General features: G+C 65.2%; 22 protein-coding genes. 8 read left to right on the plus strand and 14 right to left on the minus strand.

From position 1 onward, the window contains the following. Nucleotides 1-117 precede the first annotated feature (117 nt). The gene (locus tag ACQR1I_RS15515; protein WP_434867077.1) at nucleotides 118-375 is read right to left on the minus strand and encodes a hypothetical protein; all 258 of its coding nucleotides are present in this window, start codon (nucleotides 373-375) and stop codon (nucleotides 118-120) included. 325 nt (nucleotides 376-700) lie between these two features. On the opposite strand from ACQR1I_RS15515, the gene ACQR1I_RS15520 reads away from it, so the two are divergent. Next, nucleotides 701-1,153 carry a hypothetical protein gene (locus ACQR1I_RS15520; protein ID WP_434867076.1) on the plus strand — a complete coding sequence of 151 codons (453 nt, stop codon included), beginning with the start codon at nucleotides 701-703 and terminating at the stop codon, nucleotides 1,151-1,153. A 31-nt stretch (nucleotides 1,154-1,184) separates the two neighbouring features. Here the strand turns inward: ACQR1I_RS15520 and ACQR1I_RS15525 are convergent, their stop codons facing one another. Genes ACQR1I_RS15525 through sfnG form a run of 7 tightly spaced genes read right to left on the minus strand, consistent with a single transcriptional unit; the run spans nucleotide 1,185 to nucleotide 8,579 of the window. Next, nucleotides 1,185-2,381: an acyl-CoA dehydrogenase family protein gene (locus ACQR1I_RS15525; protein ID WP_434867075.1), complete on the minus strand. Its 1,197-nt coding sequence runs from the start codon at nucleotides 2,379-2,381 to the stop codon at nucleotides 1,185-1,187. 28 nt (nucleotides 2,382-2,409) lie between these two features. Beyond that, nucleotides 2,410-3,186, minus strand: a complete 777-nt coding sequence (locus ACQR1I_RS15530; protein ID WP_434867074.1) for an ABC transporter ATP-binding protein — start codon at nucleotides 3,184-3,186, stop codon at nucleotides 2,410-2,412. Nucleotides 3,187-3,240: 54 nt separating this feature from the next. Beyond that, entirely contained in the window at nucleotides 3,241-4,572 is a 1,332-nt protein-coding gene (locus tag ACQR1I_RS15535) for an ABC transporter substrate-binding protein (protein ID WP_434867073.1), read from the minus strand. 26 nt (nucleotides 4,573-4,598) lie between these two features. Continuing rightward, nucleotides 4,599-5,654: a branched-chain amino acid ABC transporter permease gene (locus ACQR1I_RS15540; protein WP_434867072.1), complete on the minus strand. Its 1,056-nt coding sequence runs from the start codon at nucleotides 5,652-5,654 to the stop codon at nucleotides 4,599-4,601. Next, nucleotides 5,654-6,544 carry a branched-chain amino acid ABC transporter permease gene (locus tag ACQR1I_RS15545; protein WP_434867071.1) on the minus strand — a complete coding sequence of 297 codons (891 nt, stop codon included), beginning with the start codon at nucleotides 6,542-6,544 and terminating at the stop codon, nucleotides 5,654-5,656. Before ACQR1I_RS15545 ends, ACQR1I_RS15540 begins: the two co-directional genes overlap by 1 nt. Continuing rightward, nucleotides 6,544-7,461, minus strand: a complete 918-nt coding sequence (locus tag ACQR1I_RS15550; RefSeq protein WP_434867070.1) for an ABC transporter ATP-binding protein — start codon at nucleotides 7,459-7,461, stop codon at nucleotides 6,544-6,546. The genes ACQR1I_RS15545 and ACQR1I_RS15550 overlap by 1 nt, the downstream gene beginning before the upstream one ends. 11 nt (nucleotides 7,462-7,472) lie before the next feature. Continuing rightward, on the minus strand, nucleotides 7,473-8,579 hold the full coding sequence (gene sfnG, locus ACQR1I_RS15555; protein WP_434867069.1) for a dimethylsulfone monooxygenase SfnG: 1,107 nt from the start codon (nucleotides 8,577-8,579) through the stop codon (nucleotides 7,473-7,475). A gap of 718 nt (nucleotides 8,580-9,297) precedes the next feature. Between sfnG and ACQR1I_RS15560 the strand changes: the two genes are divergently transcribed. Then, complete coding sequence (locus ACQR1I_RS15560) at nucleotides 9,298-10,641, plus strand: FAD/NAD(P)-binding protein (RefSeq protein WP_434888740.1); 1,344 nt, start codon at nucleotides 9,298-9,300, stop codon at nucleotides 10,639-10,641. 941 nt (nucleotides 10,642-11,582) lie between these two features. Here the strand turns inward: ACQR1I_RS15560 and ACQR1I_RS15565 are convergent. After that, nucleotides 11,583-11,840 carry a hypothetical protein gene (locus ACQR1I_RS15565; RefSeq protein ID WP_434867067.1) on the minus strand — a complete coding sequence of 86 codons (258 nt, stop codon included), beginning with the start codon at nucleotides 11,838-11,840 and terminating at the stop codon, nucleotides 11,583-11,585. 66 nt (nucleotides 11,841-11,906) lie between these two features. After that, entirely contained in the window at nucleotides 11,907-12,953 is a 1,047-nt protein-coding gene (locus tag ACQR1I_RS15570; protein ID WP_434867066.1) for a DUF2778 domain-containing protein, read from the minus strand. A 223-nt stretch (nucleotides 12,954-13,176) separates the two neighbouring features. Here ACQR1I_RS15570 and ACQR1I_RS15575 point away from each other — a divergent pair, with 223 nt between their 5' ends. From ACQR1I_RS15575 to ACQR1I_RS15590, 4 genes are all read left to right on the plus strand, one after another. Beyond that, nucleotides 13,177-13,608 (plus strand): DUF1810 domain-containing protein, encoded by a 432-nt coding sequence (locus ACQR1I_RS15575; RefSeq protein WP_434867065.1) that lies wholly within the window; start codon nucleotides 13,177-13,179, stop codon nucleotides 13,606-13,608. A 152-nt stretch (nucleotides 13,609-13,760) separates the two neighbouring features. Then, a complete protein-coding gene (locus tag ACQR1I_RS15580) occupies nucleotides 13,761-14,006 on the plus strand; it encodes a hypothetical protein (RefSeq protein ID WP_434867064.1) in 246 nt (81 codons plus the stop codon). A gap of 216 nt (nucleotides 14,007-14,222) precedes the next feature. After that, entirely contained in the window at nucleotides 14,223-16,319 is a 2,097-nt protein-coding gene (locus tag ACQR1I_RS15585) for a PAS domain-containing protein (protein WP_434867063.1), read from the plus strand. A 29-nt stretch (nucleotides 16,320-16,348) separates the two neighbouring features. After that, the gene (locus ACQR1I_RS15590) at nucleotides 16,349-17,269 is read left to right on the plus strand and encodes a dienelactone hydrolase family protein (RefSeq protein ID WP_434867062.1); all 921 of its coding nucleotides are present in this window, start codon (nucleotides 16,349-16,351) and stop codon (nucleotides 17,267-17,269) included. Nucleotides 17,270-17,287: 18 nt separating this feature from the next. On the opposite strand, the gene ACQR1I_RS15595 is transcribed toward ACQR1I_RS15590, so the two are convergent. The 3 genes from ACQR1I_RS15595 to ACQR1I_RS15605 all read right to left on the minus strand — a co-directional run bounded on the left by ACQR1I_RS15595 (nucleotide 17,288) and on the right by ACQR1I_RS15605 (nucleotide 20,711). Next, nucleotides 17,288-18,910: an ABC-F family ATP-binding cassette domain-containing protein gene (locus tag ACQR1I_RS15595; protein WP_434867061.1), complete on the minus strand. Its 1,623-nt coding sequence runs from the start codon at nucleotides 18,908-18,910 to the stop codon at nucleotides 17,288-17,290. Nucleotides 18,911-19,015: 105 nt separating this feature from the next. Next, complete coding sequence (locus ACQR1I_RS15600; protein ID WP_434867060.1) at nucleotides 19,016-19,474, minus strand: hypothetical protein; 459 nt, start codon at nucleotides 19,472-19,474, stop codon at nucleotides 19,016-19,018. A 202-nt stretch (nucleotides 19,475-19,676) separates the two neighbouring features. After that, nucleotides 19,677-20,711 carry a glutamine synthetase beta-grasp domain-containing protein gene (locus ACQR1I_RS15605; protein WP_434867059.1) on the minus strand — a complete coding sequence of 345 codons (1,035 nt, stop codon included), beginning with the start codon at nucleotides 20,709-20,711 and terminating at the stop codon, nucleotides 19,677-19,679. 542 nt (nucleotides 20,712-21,253) lie between these two features. Between ACQR1I_RS15605 and ACQR1I_RS15610 the strand changes: the two genes are divergently transcribed. Next, nucleotides 21,254-21,448, plus strand: a complete 195-nt coding sequence (locus ACQR1I_RS15610) for a DUF2735 domain-containing protein (RefSeq protein WP_434867058.1) — start codon at nucleotides 21,254-21,256, stop codon at nucleotides 21,446-21,448. Nucleotides 21,449-21,539: 91 nt separating this feature from the next. On the opposite strand, the gene ACQR1I_RS15615 is transcribed toward ACQR1I_RS15610, so the two are convergent. After that, nucleotides 21,540-21,845 carry an MliC family protein gene (locus tag ACQR1I_RS15615; protein ID WP_434867428.1) on the minus strand — a complete coding sequence of 102 codons (306 nt, stop codon included), beginning with the start codon at nucleotides 21,843-21,845 and terminating at the stop codon, nucleotides 21,540-21,542. A 95-nt stretch (nucleotides 21,846-21,940) separates the two neighbouring features. Between ACQR1I_RS15615 and ACQR1I_RS15620 the strand changes: the two genes are divergently transcribed. Next, nucleotides 21,941-22,681, plus strand: coding sequence for a tyrosine-protein phosphatase (locus ACQR1I_RS15620; RefSeq protein ID WP_434867057.1), 741 nt, complete (start codon nucleotides 21,941-21,943; stop codon nucleotides 22,679-22,681). Nucleotide 22,682: the final 1 nt, after the last annotated feature.

Genomic DNA, 22,682 nt, shown 5'->3' on the forward strand with positions numbered 1-22,682 from the left:
TCCCGCCAGTTCTACCACACCAGGATTGTCGTCGAGGGCGTCGAAGTGACGCCGCAGACCGGTCCGGTTGCCGATCGGCGGCGGGTCTCTGTCAGGGGGAGCCGGATACGGAAACGGCTAGCGCGTCACCGTGGCCGATGCGGAGCGTTCGCTGGGCCGGCCGAACACGCTGCGGCAGCCGTCGCTGAGGCTGGCGCGCTGCTTCATCATGCAGGCAGTGATACGGTCGCGATCGGGGATCTCCGACGAGCAGAGACGGAACACGTCGCCCATGCACAGCCGCCGCTGGTCGTCCTCGGTAAAGGCGTAGCCTGCGCGCGGGGCGGCGACCATCGCCAAAGCCAGCCCCGCCATCGCCACATTCAAGTTCCGCATCCTGAACAGTTTAGTTCGCATCGACGTCCCCAATTCGCCCGCTGTTTGTCTTGTTCACCCGCTGCTTGCGCTGCTGTCGCGAAGCAGTTGCCGCCGCAGAATCAAATGATGACACGTCGCTGCGCGCCTTCAACAAGCGCTCGCTTCCCTGCACCACTATTTTGCGCGCTGTTGCATCTTCGACTCTCTGCACTGCCGCAGAACCCGAGAGGCGCCGCCAAATTGTCATTAGGCGAACGCAATCCCGCCCAGCCGCGCTCACACTCTCGCGGCGTAGTGACGGCACATCGGGGGCTGTCGTCCCGAGCCGAGTTGGGAGCTGGTCATGGCGTACACGATGATCGCGGAGCGGGATCATCATAAGATCCGCAAGCAGCGCGAAAGCGCGCTCATCGTGCTCGCGAACGCTCAGGTCATGGAGGCCGAGGGCTGGACGGTCGTGATCACCGATGAGGACGGCAACACCCTGCCGCTCGTCGAGTTCGAAGCCAGCCTGTCGGAGAAGTTCTCGTCCTGGTACAGGGCGAAGCCGCGGCCCGTGGTGCCGACCACCATCCCCGTACCGAACCTGTTCGAAGCTGCAGCGAACGATGACGCAGCGCCGGAAGCCGTCGTGGCCGCCGCGCTCGCAGCCGAGCAGGCGGACACGCCGGTTGCCGAGGTCCAGCAGATCGCCGAGGACGATTTCGAAACCGCCGAGACGGCCAACGCCGTCCCGGCCGAGAACGCCAAGCGCGAAGAGGCCGCGCTCAACGTCGACGTCGTGATGGTCGACTAATGCTGCGGCCGCACCGCAGCATCGGCCAGCATCACTCACCGCCCTCGTAGAACAGCTCGAGCGGCAGCCCGACCTGGGCCTTGCCGATCCATTCGCGGGCAATGATGTTGGACGGCCCCATCGCGATCGCCGCGCGGGCATCGCGGAAGGCGCGCTCGATCGGGCCACGGTGGTAGCCATAGCCGCCGGTCACCGTCAGCGCCGTCGATGCCACCTTGTTGGCGACCTCGGCCGCGTGCACCTTGAACTCGGTCAGCGGGATCAGGATTTCGCTCTGCGGCTTCCTTGAGCGCCAGAGTTCGTCGAGCTTGTGCGCGAGCTCGATCCGCCACGGACGCAGGCTCTCGACCAGCACCTTGGCGGCGCCGAGCTCCTGCCGGATCGCCTGGTAGTCCGACAGGCTCTTGTTGCGGTCCTTGTGGACGAAGCCGGTGGTGTGCGCGACCGCCGCATTGAGCACGCCGCGCGCCAGCCCCTCCCAGACCGCGCCGAGTCCGATCAGATAGACGGGCGAGACGCCGTCATAGATGATCTCCTTGCCCTGCCCTTCGGCACCGAGCCGGTCGCGCCGGGGCACATGCACGTTCTTGTAGCTGATGCCGCCGGAATGGTTGGCGCGGACGCCGAGCGCCTCCCATGGCTTGGACTCGATGCCGTCGGCCTTGCCGTCGACGATGAAGAAGATGATGTCGGCCTGGTCCTTGGCGCCGGGCGTGCGGGTCTGCGCGACATAGAAGTCGGCCTGGCCGGAGCTGGTCGTGAACGACTTGTCGGCGTTGAGCCGATAATTCTCGCCGTCGCGCGAGGCTTCGGACAGATTGTACCACCAGTGCCCGCCAGTGGCGCGCTCGCTGGTTGAGTAAGTCCCGAGCAGCCGGCCGTGGTTGGCCTTCAGCCAGCGTTCCTTCTGGTCGTCGGTGCCGAACAGGTTGATGGTCTGGGCGGCGCCGACATGCATGACATAGACGAGGCCGGTCGAGGCATCGGCCTGGCCGATGCGGTAGGCGGCCTCGGCGAAGTCGACATGGCCGAGCCCGAGCCCGCCGAACCGGGGATCGTTGAGCACGCCGGTCCAGCCGGCCTCGGCCAGCGCCAGCAGATTCTCGCGCGGGAAACGCCCCTCGCGATCGTTGCGATCGGCATTGGCCCTGATCACGTCAGCGACGACGGCGTCGAGCTGCGGATAAGGACGGTCCTCGATCTTACATGCGGCAGTACTGGTCGCCATGCGGCGTCTCCTCTCTCTGGATGATGGATCAGGCCACGGCCTGCGTTGAAGCCGACGGCGCGGTCGCGCAGCCGAGATAGAGATGCTTGATGTCCGGCCGCTGCCGGAGCTCGTGCGCGGGACCGGCGAGCACGCTGCGGCCGCCTTCGAGCACGATGGCGTGGTCGGCGAAGCGCAGCGCCACGGTGGAGTTCTGCTCGGCGACCAGGATCGACAGCCCCTCCTCCGCATTGAGCCGCTTCAGCGCGCGAAAGATTCCCTCGACCACGAGCGGCGCGAGCCCCATCGACGGCTCGTCGAGCACCAGCAGCCGCGGCCGCGACATCAGCGCGCGGCCGATCGCGGTCATCTGCTGCTCGCCGCCCGAGGTAAGCCCGGCCACGGCGCGGCGATGCCGCGTGAGCTGCGGGAACAAAGCGTAGACCCGCTCGAGACCGGTGCGGATGTCAGCGCGCGACGCATCGCGGCCAACAGCGCCGGTAATCAGGTTCTCCTCGACCGTGAGCGAGGCAAAGCAATGCCGGCCTTCGAGCACCGGCACGAGGCCGGCGCGTACCAGCTGCGCGGCCGAGGACGCCGCGACATCGCGTCCAGCGTAGACGATGCGGCCACCGGTGACCTGGCCGCGCCGCGCCGGCAGCAGCGCCGACACCGCCTGCAGCGTCGTCGACTTGCCGGCGCCGTTGGCGCCGAGCACGGCGACGATCTCGCCACGCCGCACGGCAAACGAGACGTCGCTGACGGCCCGGATCGCCTGGTCATAGGTCGCGGCGAGGTGCTCGACCGAGAGCAGCACGTCACTCATGTCCCGAAATCCTTGAATGAACTGCGCGGGAGCAAGCTCCCGCGCAGTCTGACCTTACTGGCCGACCGGATCGTCACCGGAGGTACGGATCTTGATGCCGTGCTCCTGCGCGTAGGCCGTCGAGGACTTCTCGATGATCGGCCGCAGCGCCGCCCAGTCCGGCGAGATCCAGTCGGAGACGACCTTCCACTTGGCGCCGTCCCATTGCTGGAACGTCACGCGGCCATTGCCCTCGTGATTGTCCCAGGTGACGTTGATCGAGTGGAACAGGCCCTTGGCGCCGAGCGCCTCGACCCGCGCCGGATCGAGCTGGAGATGCTCAAAACCCCAGCGCACCTCGTCGCCGGTCAGCGTGCGACTGCCGAATTTCTCCTGCGCAATCCTGACCGCCTCGACGTTGAGGATGCCGTTCACGATGCCGAGATTGTGGTAGACGCTGCCGATCCGCTTCTTGTCGTCGAGATTGCCCTTGCCGGCGCCGTAGACGGTCTTGATCACCTCCTGCAGCACCGGATATTCGGCGCCGGAGGCCTGCGTGGTGATCGCGACATAGCCCTTGGCGGCGTCGCCCGCCGGGATCACGTCTTCTTCTGAGTTGGACCAGACGTTGCCGATGATGTGGTCGACCGGGAAGCCCACCTTCTGCGCCGTCTTCAGCGCCACCGGGTTCATCACGCCCCAGCCGCGCAGCACGACATAGTCGGCCTTGGCGCGGCGGATCGACAGCCATTGCGACTGCTGCTCGTTGCCGGGATGCGGCACCTCGATCTGCTCGAGCTCGAAGCCGTATTTGTCCGCGAGCAGCTTGTAGATCGGGATCGTCTCCTTGCCATAGGGCGAGCCGTGATAGAGCACGACGAGCTTCTTGCCCTTCAGCTTTTCCGGCCCGCCCTCGCGCGTGGCGATGTAGTTCACGATGCCCGAGGTCTCGCTGTAGGGATTGAGCAGCAGCGGGAACACGTAGGGGAAGACGCGGCCGTCGGTGGAGTCGGTACGGCCGTGGTTGATGGTGATCAGCGGGACCTTGTCCTTGCCGATGCGGTCGATCATCGCATAGGCGATGCCGACCGAGAGCGGATTCCAGGCGGCGACACCCGGCCGGCTCTTCAGACGCTCATAGACCTCGACGCCGCGCTCGACCTCGTACTGCGTCTCGCCCTCGTCCCAGGTCAGCTTGACGCCATTGACGCCGCCGTCGCGGGTGTTGATGAGGTTGAGATAATCGATGAAGCCGCCGAAGAAGCCCGTGCCACCGGCCGCATAGGGGCCGACGCGGTAGCTCTGCAGCGGGAAGAACTGCTCGTCGGCTTGTGCCGGCAGGCTTGTCGCGAGCCCAAGGGCGAGTGCCGCCCCCAAAGCCAGCTTCGCACGTCTGAACGTCGTCATCATGATCTCCTTCTGGTGTGACTGTTTCAGGGCTGGGGTGAACGGAGGCGGCGCGCCGCGGCGGCCGTACGGTCGATCAGCGCGACCAGGCCGCGCGGCTCGGCAATCAGGACCACGATGATCAGCGCGCCGATGACGATGCGCTGGCTCATCTCGAGCACGCCGGAATTGAACACGCTGCCGAGCACGGCCGCTCCGAGCCGCGACAGCAGCAGCGGAAAGGCGACGATGAAGGCCGCCCCGACGAAGGCGCCGCGCAGCGAGGCGAGACCGCCGATGATGATGATGAACAGGATCTGGAACGAACGATCGAGGTTGAAGCCGGCCGGCTCGACCGTGCGCAAGTAGGCGAACGCCCAGAGCACGCCGGCGACGCCGATCAGGAACGACGAGAATCCGAAGGCGAGCAGCTTGGTGCGGAGCAAGGGCACCCCGATCACCTTGGCCGCGACCTCGTGGTCGCGCACCGCGATGAAGTTACGGCCGGTCTGCGAGGCCAAGAGCCGCGCCGTCAGCGCGGCGGCGACGGCGACGATCGTCAGTGAGAATACGTAGCGGCCGGTCGCACTCGTGAACGTCAGTCCGCCGACGCGGATGACGGGCGCGTCGATCACGCCGGAGGCATTGTCGTTTGAGAACCAGCCGAACTTGGTCAGCGCCCACTGCACGACGAACTGCGCTGCGAGCGTCGACACCGCGAGATAGAAGCCGCGCAGCCGCAGACTCGGCAGGCCGAACACGATTCCGACAGCAGCGGCGATGCCGCCGGCCAGCACGATGTCGGCGAGGAGCGGCAGCCACGACAATCTAAGATTGAGATTGTAGGCCGCATAAGCGCCGACCGCGAGGAACGCCGCCGACCCCAGCGACACTTGGCCGGCATAGCCGGTCAGCACATTGAGCCCGACCGCCGCGAGCGCCAGCGCCAGGAACGGCGTCAGCACCGCGTCCATCAGGTAGTCCGAGCCGATCAGCGGCACCACGCCATAGCCGAGCAGGAGCAGCAGGACGAGGCCGAGTGCGTTAGCGTTGAGCAGCGATGACCGCGCCGGTGTCGGGAGAGCCTGTGAGATCGTCGTCATCACACCCGCTCCACCAGCTTCTGCCCGAACAGGCCGGAGGGCCGCACCAGCAGCAGCGCCAGCGCGACGACATAGGCCGCCCAGGCCTCGATGCCGCCGCCGAAGAACGGCCCGACATAGACCTCGGCGAGCTTCTCGATCGCACCGATGAGCACCCCGCCGACGATCGCGCCGGTGATGGAATCGAAGCCGCCGAGCACCAGCACCGGCAACGCCTTCAGCACCACCAGCGACAGCGAGAACTGCACGCCGAGCCGCGCGCCCCACAGCAGACCCGCCACCAGCGCGACGATGCCGGCGGCCGTCCACACCGCGGCCCAGACGCGCGGCAGCCGCAGGCCCACCGCGAGCGCCGCGAACTGGTCATCGGCGACCGCGCGGAATGCGAGCCCGGTGCGGGTATAGCGGAAGAACAGCGTGAACAGCGCCACGAGGCTGCCGGCGACGCCTGCGGCGAACAGGTCGAAGCGGCTGATGAAGACGCCGCCAATATCGAACGGAATATCGCTGACGCCGATGTCGAGACCGTGGACCTGTGTGCCCCACAACAGCTGCGCCGCGCCCTCGATCACATAGGACAGGCCCAGCGTCGCCATGAACAGCGTGATCGGCGGCTGGTTGATCAGCGGCCGCAGCACGGCGCGCTCGATAGTGATGCCGAGTGCCACCATGATCGCGAGCGTGGCGAGCAGCGCCAGCGCGAACGGCGTGCCCCGCTCGACCAGGCTGACGAAGGTCAGCGCCGCGAACAGCAGCATCGCGCCTTGCGCGAAATTGAGCACGCCCGAGGTCTTGTAGATCAGCACGAAGCCGATTGCGACCAGCGAATACATCACGCCGGAGAGCAGACCACCGACCAGCACCTCGATGAGAAACTGATAGTCGAACATCAGATCGCAAGCTCCGTTTCGTCCTCGTGGGCGACGCCGAGATAGGCGTCGATGACGGCCTGGTTGGTGCGGATCTCGGCGGGCGGCCCGTCGGCGATCTTGCGGCCGTAGTCGAGCACGGCGATGTGGTCGGAGAGCTCCATGACGATGCCGATGTCGTGCTCGATCAGCACGATGGTGGTGCCGTAGCGGTCGCGCGCGCCGCGCACGTGCTGGGCCAGCTCCTGCTTCTCGCTCAGGGTCACCCCGGCGAACGGCTCGTCGAGCAGCAAAAGTCTTGGACGCGCCACCAGCGCGCGAGCCAGCTCGACCCGCTTCTGCAGGCCGTAGGGCAAGGTGCCGGCGATCCGATCCTTGATGTCGGCGAGATGCAGGAAGCCGATCACCTCCTCGGCGGCGGTCCGGTTCTCAGCCTCGATCCGGCGCGCCAGCGGCGAGCCGACGAGTTGGCGGATGAAGCCGGCGCGGACACGGTGCGCCAGCCCCATCAGCACGTTGTCGAACACGGAGAGCCCCTTGAACAACGCGAGATTCTGAAAGGTGCGGGCGACACCGTGACGCGCCAGTCGCGCCGTCGGCACCTGACGGAACGCGTGATCGCCGAGCCAGATCTCGCCTCGAACAGGCCGGTAGAGCCCGCTGACCACGTTGAGCAGCGAGCTCTTGCCGGCGCCGTTGGGGCCGATCACCGCGCGGATCTCGCCCTCCGCGACGTCGAGATCGACATCGCGAAGCGCGGCAAGCCCGCCGAACGACAGCGAGATGCCGTCGAGCCGCAGCACCGCCCTTGGGCCGCCCGCATCAAGCCGATCCGGCACGCCCGCCGGCTCTGCGGCAAGCACCTGGCGCGCCGTCCCTGGAGCCCACGTCTCCAGGGCCAGCACGTCCAGCGAGGTGGTGAGCCCGCTCAACAGCATCGCACCCCGCCCTACTCGGCCGCCTGCAGGCCAGCCTTCGCGCCTGCTTTGGCTTCGAGCTCGCGCACCAGCGGGATCACGTGCTTGCCGAAATAGGCGACCTCCTCCTGGAAGTGCAGGAAGCCGAGCAGCACCAGATCGACACCGACCTCCTTGAGCGCCACGATGCGCTCCGCGATCTGCTGCGGGGTGCCGATCAGGTTGGTCTTGAAGCCGTCATTGTACTGGACAAGATCCTCGAAGGTCGATTTCGCCCAATTGCCCTCGCGCTCCGGCGAGGCCTTGCCGGCATTCGCCACCTCATGCGCGAAGGCGTGCACCGCTTCGGGATTGGCGTGGTCGATGATGTCCTTCAGCACAGCCTGCGCCTCGACCTCGGTGTCGCGCGCGATGGCGAAGGCGTTGACGCCGATCTTGACCTGGTGATTGTTGGCCTTCGCCTTGGCCCTGATGTCGTCGACCTGGGCCTTGATGCCCTCGACCGAATTGCCGTTGGTGAAGTACCAGTCGGAGACGCGCGAGGCCATGTCGCGCGCCGCGCGCGAGCTGCCGCCCTGGAAGATCTCGGGCTGCGGATCGATCGGCTTCGGCTTCAGCGAGTAGTTCGTGAAGCGGTAGAAGTCGCCGCGGAGATTGAAATTGTCCTCGGTCCAGATGCCGCGCAGCGCACGGATGAACTCCTCGGAGCGGCGGTAGCGCTCGTCATGATCGAGCCAGGGCTCGCCGATCGCGGTGAACTCGCCGCGGAACCAGCCGCTGACGATGTTCACGGCGACACGGCCCTCGGTGAGATGATTGATGGTGGCGATCTGCTTGGCGACAACAGCAGGATGCCACGGGCCCGGCAGGATGGCAGCGATCACCTTCAGCTTGGTCGTCGCCTCCAGCAGCGCATGGCTGAACGAGACCGATTCATGCTGATATTCGGCGCCATAGCCGGCGGTGAAGCGGATCTGGCTCAGCGCGTAGTCGAAGCCGCTGGCTTCGGCGATCTGCGCCAGCTTCTTGTTGTAGCCGATGTCCCAGCTGGTGCGCTGCTCGATATTGGAGATCACCAGGCCACCCGAAACATTGGGCACCCAATAGGCGAACTTGATGGAAGTGTCTTTCGTGGTCATGCGCGTCCCTCGTTTGTCCTCATGGTCATGCATGCCGCCACCCTGCCGTTCGGACGACGTCCTGCATTTGCGCTGCAGATGCCGCAGCACATGTTGAGTGGCGTTGTGATGTCGAGATGGCAGCAGGCAACGCCTGCCGATGTCACCGCGGCTGCGCGCCGCGACGTCCGGATCAGTGCATCAACAGAGCCCAGTGCGCTTGATGCACAGCAAGTTTCCATTCACTGATCGAGCGCTGTGTCGTGAGAAGCGACCGTCTCTGCTGATCATGCACATCCCTCTATCGGTCACCATCGACCGACATGCGAATTGTCGCAGAGAAGATGCAGCCGGACGAGTCCAAGATGATCTCTTTTTTAGGTTGGAGGTAAAAGCGACTTCCTTAGTTGTGTCGCGCGCGCATGGTTTGTTTTCTTGATGGAACAGAGAGGCCACCGCGTCGCTCGCGCGCGACGGAGATGCCAGGCGAATACGGAAACAGGCACAATTGCGACCTGCAGCAGAACGATGTGATCCGCACGACAGCCGGATACACCATCACATCGCGCACGACATCGGTTGCTCTTGGCGAGTCTTGCAGAACATCTCGCCTTTCACGACGCGCCAATGAGGAACGTTGTTTCAAAGTGAAGTCCGCAGTCGTCATGCTGAGCGCTTGGGCTAGTGGACATCATCACTTCAGCCTAATGTTGATTGGAAGCAGCGACGACTGATGGACATGACCAGACGACATGCGATCGTGGTAGGTGGCGGTGCAAGCGGCGCCTTGGCCGCGGTACATCTGCTCAACCAGGCTGAACCCCGCTACGCGGTGACCTTGATCGAGAAGTGGGAGGAGTTCGGGCGAGGCCTCGCCTATCGAACCACGAACCCGGATCACCTTCTGAATGTCCGCGCCGGCAACATGAGTGCCCTGCCAGACGATCCCGATCATTTCGTCCGCTGGCTTGCTGCGCATTCCGATCTCGGCTTGGCCGACTCCTATTGCTTCGTGCCTCGACGAATCTTCGGCGACTACATCGCAAGCTTGATCGAGCCGTTCGCGTTGGCCGGCAGCGGCGCGGCGCTGACATTGGTGACGGGCGAATGCGTCGCGATCAGCGAGGGTCCGGACGGGATCCTGGTAAGACTCGCCGACGGCCGCAGCTTGCATGGTGACGTGCTCGTGCTCGCGACCGGCAACGATCCGCGGCAAGCTCCGCCGGCCTACTACGCCAATCCCTGGGGGCCGCAGGTCGATGCCGGTCTGCCAAGGGACGCCTCGCTCCTGATCCTCGGTGCCGGATTGACGATGATCGATTTCGTGCTGACCCGCGTGCGGGCCGGACACCAGGGGCCCATCTTGGCGATATCACGACGAGGGTTGATGTCGCACGCCCATCGGCAGGTCGATCCGGTCACGGTCGACGAGCGCGACGTGCCGTTCGGCGCCAGCCTCGGCGTGTTGCTGCGCTGGCTCAGATCGCGCGTGGACGATCATGTGGCGGCCGGTGGCGATTGGCGCAGCGTCGTGGACGGCATCCGGCCGTTCACCCAGAGACTTTGGCAACGGCTTCCGCCGGCGTCGCGACGGCAGTTCCTCGAGCATGCCCGGGCGTGGTGGGAAATCCATCGCCATCGCATGGCTCCGGCCGTGGAGGCCATGATAACCCGCGTGATCCGCAGCGGTCAGTTGAACGTGATCGCAGGCAAGGTCGTCGAGACGTCGGTGATCGGCGCAGGTGCACGAGTCAGGTATCGTCGCCGCGGCCGCAACGCGCACGAAACGATCGATGTCGCCGCCGTGGTGGATTGCACGGGCATCGTGCTGGACCCTGGCGCGACGACCAATCCGGCCCTGCGGAGCCTGTTCGCGCAAGGCTTGGCTCAGGTCGATCCATTGCGGATCGGACTTCATGTCACCAACGACTGCGCCCTCGTCGCGACGAACGGCGTCGCGTCCACGCGCCTTTTCGCCGTCGGTCCCCTGACGCGGCCCGCGTTCTGGGAGATCATCGCCATCCCGGACATCCGCAACCAGTGCGCTGCGCTGGCGCATCGTCTCGGCCAGGATAGGCGCTAAGGGCAAATCGGGAAAAATTCGAGCCGTTAGCAGATGCGCGAAAAATCGAAATTCACCTGCCCCGTCAAGCTGATTTGGCCTGTCCAGTCCCGCCGCGAAAAATATTCTGCTTTTCAGAATTCTAATTCTGTGTTTCCTTCATCCCATCTCCTGCTCGCAAGAGGGGCGTATCGCGGTCGTCACGGACGTGGAGCGGGAGGAGCGGTGAACGCGATGGCAGCGCAGCGCATCTTGCGCCGACGAACGCCGCCGTCGCGTACGGTCAAGTCGCGTGGTCCTGGCATCCCGACGCTGATGCCCCCGCGGCGGCGTGCTGAGAAGCACGTCGTCGTGCACGGTGACCAGAACGCCCGGCGCACCGGGGAGCGCGCGAAGCAGCCGTTAAGATCATCGCGCGGGGAATGCCGGTTGCCCGGCTGAACCTGTGGTGACTGCCGCCTGCTTTTTTTCTGCAGGCGGGCCATGGGTTGCAGCCAGCAGCCCGGCATTCCCCGCGCCCTCTGTTTGGGGAGGGCAAGACGGATGAATCACTCGGGCGCGTCAGGCGCTGCGAGAATACGAGAACATGCGTGCAGCAGCGTTTCCGCAATTCGGCGTCATTCCGGGGCGCGCGTAGCGCGAGCCCGGAATCCATACGCCGCAGCAGAACTCGTGAAACGAGATGGAGCTACCGTAGTGCCTCATCACACGGGCCTGTGGTTATGGATTCCGGGCTCGCGCTGCGCGCGCCCCGGAATGACGGTGGCGAGCGGGCGCCCCACCCACCGCTGTCATGCCCGCGCAGGCGGGCATCCAGTACGCCGCGGCTTCTCAGGCAGATGACGATAGCCTCGGCGTACTCAATCTGCCGGTCAAGCCGGGCGATGACACCGATTGAAAGGCAAGCGGGTGGTCAACAAAAGCCCGAGGCCGATTGTTGGACGTCACCGTCCCAGACAAGCTCACAACAGCTTCGCGCTCACGAACAGCGTCCGCACCGCGTTGGTGGCCTGCACCGTCATGATGGCGCTGTCGGCCGCATCCTGCAGCGCGGCCATGGCCTGATCGTGCAGCGACTTGAACTCCATCCATTCGACGGCGTTGAGGCTGGTGAGGAACTGATGGGCTTGTCCGACCGTCGAAATCACGAACGGCTTGCCGTTCACTTTGATGTTGAAGGTGGTACGCAGACGCGTTTCCGAGTTTGCGGGATCGTTCATGAAGACCTTCCGGAAGATGCGACTGACGTCACCGCCGCGGCCGCGCGCAGGTCCGGCAACAAATCGTCACTCGGTCTTCTGCGCGGTCCGCGTCGGGGTGCCAGCCTCGAGCCCGACAACGACGACGAGTCGGTTGAACTCGCCGTCATCATACGCCTTCAGGAAGCGATCGTAATTCTTGATCGACACACAGCCGTTCGAATCACCCTCGGGACCAAGCATATAGGGGTGGGTCAGCAATCCGCTGCGACCGAGGGTCGTTCCGTCGACCACGTTCATGCGCAGCGCGCGGACGCCGTGAAACGGTTTTTCGCGCGGCTTGAGATCGTAGGTGGCGGGCGGCGTTGCGCCGACCATGCGCTGATTGACGTGCTCCGGGTCGTCACGCAGGCTGCCCATGCCGGAATGGGCCTCGAGCCCGATGCCGGACGGCAGATAGACCATCTTGGCCTTGATGTCGTACACCGCGGTCCTCTCGTAACCGAGCGCACCAAGATCGATGCCGGAGCGCACGACGCCGCTGTCCGGGCCGAGCGAGGCGAACTTGGTCGGGCTCGGCAGCAGGTCGGAGAGTTTTTGCAGGATCGAGCGGTCATCGACTCGCCCGATGGCTTCGGTCGCGCTCGCCGAGACGAGATTGGTCGGCAGGTTGGCCACCGCTGGTCGTGGCCGCGGCAGGGGCACGCCGGGTGCCGGCAGCGCAGCGGCGCTGCCTTCCGTGAGTGTCGGCCGCCAATCGCTGCTGGCGAGGTCGCGTCCGCTGGCGTCGCGCGATTCCATGCCCTTCACCAGCGCGGCGCGGGCGTCGAGCAGCTGGCGGTCGATGCCGCGCATGGCGAAGCGGTCGAGGGCGCGAACGGCATCTTTTTCCGAATAGGCAGATGCGGAAGCGGAGGCCGGCGCAAACCGGGTCTCAAAAGTCATGGACGCCGGCGGATTGGCGGCCGGAAGGGCCGCCGTCGTCAGTGGCGTCGACGGTTCGCTGTCAATGCCGACCCAGGCGGCCACACCCGCGGCCACCGCGAGCGCAGCAAGCACGACCGCGATCGCTTCGGAGTGTCCGAAACGTCCGCGCAACAACAGCACCTCAACGCTTGCTTCACTGGAAGCCATCACGTCCCCGATATACCCCCCTTTTCGGACACTCACGGAAGTGCCCGACCCCAAGGGGTACGATTCGACCCGTCATGACATAGGATGGCAAGACTGCGGCATAATCTAGACAAACACCAGCCCCGGGTTGCTCCGGCATTGTCGACAAAGCGGCCGGACAGCGATTCCGCTGACCGACCAAAATCCCGTATTCTCATTTTAATTCAATGAATTGGAGCGAACGATGAATGCGACGCCTGATGATCTCGGCCGATTTGTCGACGCACAGGATTCAATTTATTCCCGCGTGATCGCCGAACTTGCGGTCGGCGCCAAGCAAAGCCACTGGATGTGGTTCGTCTTTCCCCAGGTCGAAGGGCTGGGCAACTCCACCATGGCCCGCCGCTACGCGATCGCGTCGCTCGCCCAAGCCGAGGCCTATCTCGCCCATCCCATGCTCGGCCCCCGCCTGCGCGAATGTACCCGCCTGGTGCTTGCCGTAACCGGCAAGTCGCTGCCCGACATCCTCGGCGCGCCCGACGACGTCAAGTTTCGCTCCTGCATGACGCTGTTCGATGCGGTCAGCCCCGACGACATCTTTGCGGAGGCGCTCGCGCGCTACTGCAACGGCGCACGGGATCCGGCGACGCTGGTCTTTCTGCAGCGCGGCAACTGATGAGCACGCGGCTACCGTCGACGCGTCGTTCGACGGACATATGTGCCCTGCTGCCTCACCGGATTTCAGGTGATAGCCGCAAGACCAAACTTGATCGCGTCAAGATTTGCGGGTCCCATCCGCCGCGTTGTTTGTCCCAAGGAGACACGCTCATGAAGAAGCTTTTCCTGATTGCCACGCTCGCGACCTTCGCCGCCGGCTCCGCCTTCGCTCAAGACAGCTGCGAGACCAAGGCCGTCGGCAAGGACGGCAAGCCGTTGGCCGGCGCCGCCAAGACCTCGTTCATGAAGAAGTGCATGGCCGACACCTGCGAGACCAAGGCAGTCGGCTCCGACGGCAAGAAGCTCGCCGGCGCGGCCAAAAACAGCTTCATGAAGAAGTGCGAGGCCGGCGGCTAAGGCGTGGAGAGCATAGCGGCGCCCCGCCCGAGGGCGGGGCAGACGCGCGATTGGCCGAGTTCCATCATGCGACGAGTTCCATGAGGAAGGAGCGTACCGCGGGCATCGTTGACATGGTATGTTGTCAGCCGTCCTTCACATCGAGCTGCACATGCCCTGTCCGTTTCACGTCTGCCCCTGCCCTCTGCGACCGACGTTCCGCGAGGCGCTTGCAGCGTGAACTCCACTGAGATCGACGCGCTCCGGCAGCGGCTGCAGGAGCTCGAACGCGAGAATGCCCGCCTCGAGGCGCTGTTTGCCGCCGATGCCGGGCGACGGGCCCGCGCCGAGACCGCGCTCGCCGAGAGCGAAGAGCGCTACCGGACGCTGTTCAACTCGATCGATGAAGGCTTCTGCATCATCGAGTTTTTCGACGGGCCGCACGGCCCGCTGAGCGACTACGTCCACGTCGAAGCCAATCCGGCCTACGCACTGCACGCCGGCATTCCGAACGTGGTCGGACAGAAGGTGCGGGAGATGGTGCCGGACGAAGCCGGCGGCTGGGTCGAACTCTACGGCGGCGTCTTGCGCACCGGCGAGCCGATCCGCTTCGAACGCGAACTCGTCGCGACCGGCCGCTACCTCGAGCTGGCTGCCTTCCGGGTCGAACCGGCGAGCCGCCGGCAGGTCGCGGTGCTGTTTCAGGACATCACCGCGCGCAAGCGCGCCGAGGCCGCGCTGCAGGAGATCAACGACACGCTCGAAGCGCGCGTCGTCGCCGCGCTCGCCGAGCGCAAGCTGCTCGCCGACATCGTCGAAGGCACCGATGCCTTCGTCCAGGTGGTCGACATGCAGTTCCGCCTGATCGCCATCAACGGCGCCGCCGTACAGGAATTCGCACGCATCTTCGGCCTCCACCCCAAGGTCGGCGATCATCTGGTCGAGCTGTTCGATAGCCTTCCGCAGCAACAGGCCGCGGTTCGTGACGTGTGGGCGCGCGCCCTGGCGGGCGAGGAGTTCGTGGAGGTCGGCGAATTCGGCGATAGCGGCCGCGACCGCCGCTTCTACGAGTTGCGCTTCTCGGCGTTGCGCGACGCCAACGGCGAGCAGATCGGCGCCTATCAGTTCGCCTATGACGTCACCGAGAGGCTGCGCGAGCAGACACGCCTGCTCCAGGCCGAGGAGGCGCTGCGTCAGTCGCAGAAGATGGAAGCGGTCGGACAGCTGACCGGCGGCATCGCGCACGACTTCAACAACCTGCTCACCGGCATCATGGGCTCGCTCGAGATGCTGCAGACCCGACTGCGCCAGGGCCGCTTTTCGGAAGTCGACCGCTACGTCGCGGCCGCCCAGGGCGCCTCGAAACGCGCGGCTGCGCTGACGCACCGCCTGCTCGCCTTCTCGCGGCGGCAGACGCTCGATCCCAAGCCGACCGACGTCAACCGGCTGGTGATGGGCATGGAAGAGCTGGTCCGCCGCACCGTCGGCCCGCAGATCACGCTCGAGGTGGTAACGGCCGCAGGACTGTGGCCCGCGCTGGTCGATTCCTCGCAGCTCGAAAGCGCGCTGCTCAATCTCTGCATCAATGCCCGCGATGCGATGCCTGGGGGTGGGCGGATCACCATTGAGACGGCCAACAAATGGCTGGACGATCGCTCCGGCCTCGAGCGCGACGTGCCGCCGGGCCAGTACATCTCGCTATGCGTCACCGACACCGGCACCGGCATGACGCCCGACGTGATCGAGCACGCGTTCGATCCGTTCTTCACCACCAAGCCGATCGGCCAGGGCACCGGCCTCGGCCTGTCGATGGTCTATGGCTTCGTCCGGCAGTCCGGCGGCCAGGTGCGGATCTATTCCGAGCTCGGCGAGGGCACCACGATGTGTCTCTACTTCCCGCGCCACCATGTCGGCGAGGCTGAGATCGCCGATCCCACACGGCAGCGTGCCGCGATGTCGGCGCGGACGGGACTGACCGTTCTGGTGGTCGACGACGAGCCGACCGTGCGGATGCTCGTCATCGAGGTGCTCGACGAGCGCGGCTATGCTGTGATCGAGGCCAAGGACGGTCCCACCGGCCTCGCCACCCTGCAGTCGCACGCGCAGATCGATCTGCTGATCACCGATGTCGGTTTGCCCGGCGGCATGAACGGCCGGCAGCTCGCCGATGCGGCGCGCGCGACGCGGCCCGACCTCAAGGTGCTGTTCATCACCGGCTACGCCGAGAACGCCATCCTCGGCAGCGGCCATCTCGCGCCGGGTATGCAGGTGCTGACGAAGCCGTTCGACGTGGAGGCGCTGGCCGGCCGCGTCGCCGAAATGGTGGAGAGCTGATGGAGGGCAGCCGCGGATCAGTTGGACCAATGACGGCTCGTCACGCGTCACCTCATCGGAACACGCTGTGCAGCGCCGCTGCACGGCTTGCGACATGGACTGCGCTCGCTGTGCTATGGCTCGCCCCCGCCGTCGCTGCCGAGCCCGACACGGTGTATTTTCCGAGCACCGATGGCCGGACCGAGGTGACGGGCTATCTGTTCAAGCCGCAGGGCCGCGGCCCGTTTCCGGCAGTGGTCATGCTGCACGGACGCGGCGGTCCGTACTCCTCCAACGTCAGTGCCGACTGCACCCTGGTCTCACGCACGACCCCCGCATCGCCGTGCAATGCCGGCACACTGTCGAAAAGACACGTGATGTGGGGCAGCTACTGGGCGGAGCGCGGCTATCTCGCGCTGCTGCCCGACAGTTTTGGTCCCCGCGGCAAGGCGCACGGCTTTGGCCGTCATACGCATGACGATCCGGAGCGCGACGACGTCAATGAACGGACGGTGCGACCGCTCGATGCCGAGGGGGCGCTGGCTTATCTGCGTCAACGCAGCGATGTCGCAGCGAGCCGGATTGTGCTGCAGGGGTGGTCCAACGGCGGCAGCACCGCATTGAACGTTCTGCTGCGACAGGGCCTGCAGTCATCCGGCTTCCGCGGCGCACTGATCTTCTATCCGGGCTGCGGTGAGAACTCGCTGCTCGGTCCGACGCTGAGGACCCGTGCGCCGGTCCAGCTGTTCCTCGCCGCCGACGACGAGGAGGTCTCCCCAGCGCTGTGCAGCGCCATGGCGGAACGTTCCCGGCAAGCCGGCACCGCAATCGAAACCACGATCTATCCCGGTGCTACACACGGCTTCGACGAGCCATCAGCCAGCCGCCAGGCCATCGCGGGCAACGGACCGGCGATGGACGACACACTCCGGCGTGCCGCTCCGCTCGTGCTGGAATGGCTCAGGCGATGATGCAGACCAGCCTCGCGCTCAGCTGCGCAGGCCCGGCGCCTCATGACCGCTGCGGGCGACGTATTCGGTGTAGCCGCCGCCATATTGATGCAGCCCGTCGGGCGTGAGCTCCAGCACGCGGTTGGAGAGCGCAGCGAGGAAATGGCGATCATGCGAGACGAACAGCATGGTGCCCTCGAAGCTCGCGAGCGCCGCGATCAGCATCTCCTTGGTCGCCATGTCGAGATGGTTGGTCGGCTCGTCCAGCACCAGGAAGTTCGGCGGATCATAGAGCATCTTGGCCATCACCAGCCGCGCCTTCTCTCCTCCCGACAGCACCCGGCAGCGCTTCTCGACGTCATCGCCGGAGAAGCCGAAGCAGCCGGCCAGCGCGCGCAGCGACCCCTGCCCGGCCTGCGGGAACGAGTGCTCCAGCGACTCGAACACGGTCTCGTCACCATCCAGCAGGTCCATCGCATGCTGCGCGAAATAGCCCATCTTGACGCTGCCGCCGATCGTCACCGATCCGTCATCGGGCTCTGCGGTGCCGGTGACGAGCTTCAGCAGGGTCGACTTGCCGGCGCCATTGACGCCCATCACGCACCAGCGCTCGCGGCGCCGGATCATGAAATCGAGCCCCTCATAGATGCGCCGGCTGCCATAGCTCTTCGACACCTTCTTCAGCGCCACCACATCCTCGCCCGACCGCGGCGCCGGCAGGAAGTCGAACGCCACGGTCTGGCGGCGCTTCGGCGGCTCGACGCGCTCGATCTTGTCGAGCTTCTTGACCCGGCTCTGCACCTGCGCCGCATGCGACGCCCGCGCCTTGAAGCGCTCGATGAACTTGATCTCCTTGGCGAGCATCGCCTGCTGGCGCTCATATTGCGCCTGCTGCTGCTTCTCGTTCAAAGCCCGCTGCTGCTCGTAGAAATCGTAGTCGCCCGAATAGGTGGTGAGCTGGCCGGCGTCGATCTCGATCACCTTGTTGATGATGCGGTTGATGAACTCGCGGTCGTGCGAGGTCATCAGCAGGGCGCCCTCGTAGCCTTTGAGGAAATGCTCGAGCCAGATCAGGCTTTCGAGGTCGAGATGGTTCGACGGCTCGTCGAGCAGCATCACGTCGGGACGCATCAAGAGAATGCGCGCCAGTGCGACGCGCATCTTCCAGCCGCCGGACAACCGGCCGACGTCCTGGTCCATCATCTCCTCGGAAAAGCCGAGGCCCGCCAGCGCCTCGCGGGCGCGGCTGTCGAGCGCGTAGCCGTCGAGCTCCTCGAACCGCGCCAGCACCTCGCCATAGCGCGCGATGATCTCGTCCATCTCGTCGGCCCGGTCGGGATCGGCCATCGCCGCCTCGAGCTCCTTGAGCTCGGCGGCGACCGACGACACCGGCCCTGCCCCGTCCATGACCTCCGCCACGGCGCTGCGGCCCGACATCTCGCCGACGTCCTGGTTGAAATAGCCGATCGAGACCCCTCGATCGATCGAGACCTGGCCCTCGTCCGGCTGCTCGCGGCCGGAGATCATCCGAAACAGCGTCGTCTTGCCGGCCCCGTTCGGGCCGACCAGCCCGATCTTCTCACCGCGCTGGAGGGCGGCGGAGGCTTCGATGAACAGAATCTGGTGGCCGACTTGCTTGCTGACGTTATCGAGGCGGATCATGAGGGCTCAGGCGGTGGACGGGTTGCCGCCGCTCTTAGTCGATGCGCGCCGCCGGTGGAAGGCGCAATTTGCACCGCACAACCCACGCCTCCCGAACCGGCCCGGTCAGCGGCCCTGTGGCCGGAAATCCTGGTTGCCGAACGGCTTTTCGGTCGGGATGCGGATGGCGACATAGCCCCGATCCATTGTCGCATGGCACGCGTTGCAGCCCGACGTCAGCTCGGTGACCCCCGCCGCGAACCGTTTGCCGTCCTTGGCGGTAATCGCGTCGGAGATCGACTGGATCGGCTGACCCAGCGTGGTGACGTTGGTCACCGGCAGGCCGGCATAGAAGCTGGCGGCGTCCGAGAGGCTCTGCTTCAGCTGCGCCAGCTCGTAGGCGGCGAGATCCCAGTTCTTGGCCTGTCCGGCAAACCACAACTTGGCGTGCCGGACCTGGACGAGGTTCATGATGTCGCCCAGCCGCGGCAGATATTGGTCCGCGTTGGACGGCACCGGCGCGACAGCGAGCGAGAGTGCCGTGCCGGCGAGTATCGCTCCAACCATCCATCTCCGATTCTTCATTCGACACTCCGCTTGCCAGATCCGCGTCTCCGCCGCCGAGGAGACGCATACCGCTGCCGCCGAAGGCCGGTCTTGCGATCGATCAAGACGGATTTGGAGAGGGCCACCGCGAAGCGAAGTCTCGAAACGAATGATCCGCCGAAGCGGCTGCTCCGGCGGATCATCAGGTCAGCCCCCTGCCCGGGGTATCGTGTTCGGCGTCTTAGGCTGCGGCTTTCGCGCCGGTCGGAACCACGGCGATCGTCTTCAGCACCTGAGACGCGATCTGGTAGGGGTCGCCCTGGGAGTTCGGACGGCGGTCTTCCAGATAGCCCTTGTAGCCATTGTTGGCGAAGGAGTGCGGCACGCGGATCGACGCACCGCGATCGGCAATGCCCCAGCTGAAGGTGTCGATCGAGGCGGTCTCGTGCTTGCCGGTCAGACGCATGTGGTTGTCCGGACCGTAGACCGCGATGTGATCGGCGCGCGCTTCCTTGAACGCGTCCATCAGCTTCTCGAAGTACTCCTTGCCGCCGACTTCGCGCATGTGCTTGGTCGAGAAGTTGCAGTGCATGCCCGAGCCGTTCCAGTCGGTGTCGCCGAGCGGCTTGCAGTGGAACTCGATGTCAATGCCGTACTTCTCGGTCAGGCGCAGCATCAGATAGCGGGCCATCCACATCTGGTCGGCCGCGGTACGCGAACCCTTGCCGAACACTTGGAATTCCCACTGGCCCTTGGCCACCTCGGCATTGATGCCTTCGTGGTTGATGCCGGCCGCGAGACACAGGTCGAGATGCTCTTCGACGATCTTGCGGGCGACGTCGCCGACGTTCTTGAAGCCGACGCCGGTGTAGTACGGGCCCTGCGGAGCCGGATAGCCGTACTCGGGGAAGCCGAGCGGACGGCCGTCCTTGTAGAAGAAGTACTCCTGCTCGAAGCCGAACCACGCGTCCGGATCGTCGAGGATGGTGGCGCGGGCGTTCGACGGATGCGGGGTCTTGCCGTCCGGCATCATGACTTCGCACATCACCAGGGCGCCGTTGGTACGGCCAGCGTCGGGATACACGGCGACCGGCTTCAGCACGCAGTCGGAGCTATGGCCTTCGGCCTGCATCGTCGACGAGCCGTCGAAGCCCCAAAGAGGCAGCTGTTCCAGGGTCGGAAAAGAGGAAAATTCCTTGATCTGTGTCTTGCCGCGCAAATTCGGCACCGGCTTGTAGCCGTCGAGCCAGATGTACTCGAGCTTGTATTTCGTCATTGAGCCTCTCTGTCTTATCGAAAGGTGGGAGCCCAGCAATCGAAGGCGCCCCGCTTACCCGGCCACGATCGGCCAGCGCACTCTTAAGCATGGAACGTGCCAAAACCCGCGGCGTCCCGTCGCATCCGGTGCGCGACGCACGGGGCCGGTCCGGGCTGCTTTTCTCCCGCACTGGGTGCGGCAAAGCAACGCGGCCACCCTTTCACGAAATTCTGATCGTCCATGAAGTTGTGCGAATACGCGCTTGATTTTGCGCCGTTTGCGGCGCTGCGCAAAGTCGGACGAACAAGGCCGAGGCAGTTCCCGGACATTTTCGAGAAGTCTCAGACGGTCTTTCCGCAACCTTTGGTCTAGCCCAAGCATTAGTCACGGGTGCGCTGCTTTGCTGAAAGCAATCAGCCGATTGCCTCAGAAATACGCAGATTGTGATTTGCTTTTGATCATGTTGCATTCCTTGGGGCACGGCCGATATCGGGATTCGGTAACCACACGAGAACGAGTCGGGCGCACCATCGGTGGTCCGATGGATGAGGAGAGGCGAAATGGACACACGACTGGATGAGGGATCCGCAAGGATCTACCAATTCCCGAGCGGAGGCCGAGCGGGCCTGGCGGGACGGCCATATGGCCAGGCGGACTCGCGGCCGATTGCGCCGTCGATTCAGCCGACCATCTGCAGCGGCAGCTGGTATCATGACGAGGCGATCCAGGAAGCCAAGCCGGCGTGGGACCGCTGATGCCCAGCTGTTTCCTGACGCGATCGCGCTTACACTGAAGGGTCGGACCGTTGAGGTTCCGGCCCTTTTGCTTGGGCGCCACCGTCGGCGTCTATGACTGCTCGCAACTCGTCGCAGGCCGCCGGGCATGGCGGATCATGGTTTGGCCGTCCCGGCTCTGGGTCAGCGTGACCCCCGCCCCCGAATAGCGCCGGCCGGACACGGCAAACCGGCGCGCCAAGGTCACCTCGCCACCGTCGATCAGCACGAACGCGCGCGAATCCTGCGGATAGAAGCCGACAATGAACCGGGTGCCGTCAGCGCACCGATAGCTGCTGACCGCCTGTGCATTCGCCCGCGGTTGCAGGGCCACTGTCGCGGCAACAGTCAACAAAGCCGCGGACAAGATCGATTTCATCACGTTCCCCTGCTCCGTTCTAGAGCCTCCGTCCGCGGATGAGAACCGAGACATCGGCGTTTCGCACAGGAGCGCGATCTCGTAGGATGAGGGTCATGTCCGATCCTCACCGCCATCTCGACCTTCAGGGCGCCAGCAACTTCAGAGACCTCGGCGGATACCCCAGCGCAGACGGCCGTCACGTGCGCTGGCGGCTGCTGTTTCGGTCGAGCCATCTCGGCCAACTGACCGAGAGCGATCTGGCGATCCTGCAGCGGCTCGGCATCCGCGCTGCGTTCGATTTCCGCGGTCGCGATGAACGCATGACTGGCCCGTGCACAATGGCTGACATCACCGTGCACTCGCTGCCGATCGAGCCGAGCGTCGTCCCGGCGTTGCGAGCCCTGGCCTCTGCGGGACGCCTCACGACCGAGAATGCCGTCGATCTCATGCGCGAGTCCTACCGCAACTATATCCGCAAGCACACGCCGCGCTTTCGCACGCTGTTCGAGCATCTCCTCAAGGATCATGCGCCTCTGGTGATACACTGCACCGCCGGGAAGGACCGCACCGGGGTCGCGAGCGCACTGATCCTGCATGCGCTCGACGTGCCGGAGAACGTCATTCTGGAAGACTATCTGCTCACCAACCAGCTCTATCGAAGCGACACCGCGGCTCATCCAGATCTCCCAGGCGATGTGGTCCAGGCGATCAGAACGGTGCAGGCCTCTTTTCTGGCAGCGGCCTTCGAGGCCATGCGCGGCGACTACGGAGATGTCGGCAATTATCTCAGTGACGGCCTGGGTCTCGGCCGGGCGGAGCGCAAAGCCCTGCAGGAGCGTTACCTCGCTCCGTAAG

This window comes from Bradyrhizobium sp. HKCCYLS2038 (assembly GCF_051167655.1).
GTDB lineage: Bacteria > Pseudomonadota > Alphaproteobacteria > Rhizobiales > Xanthobacteraceae > Bradyrhizobium.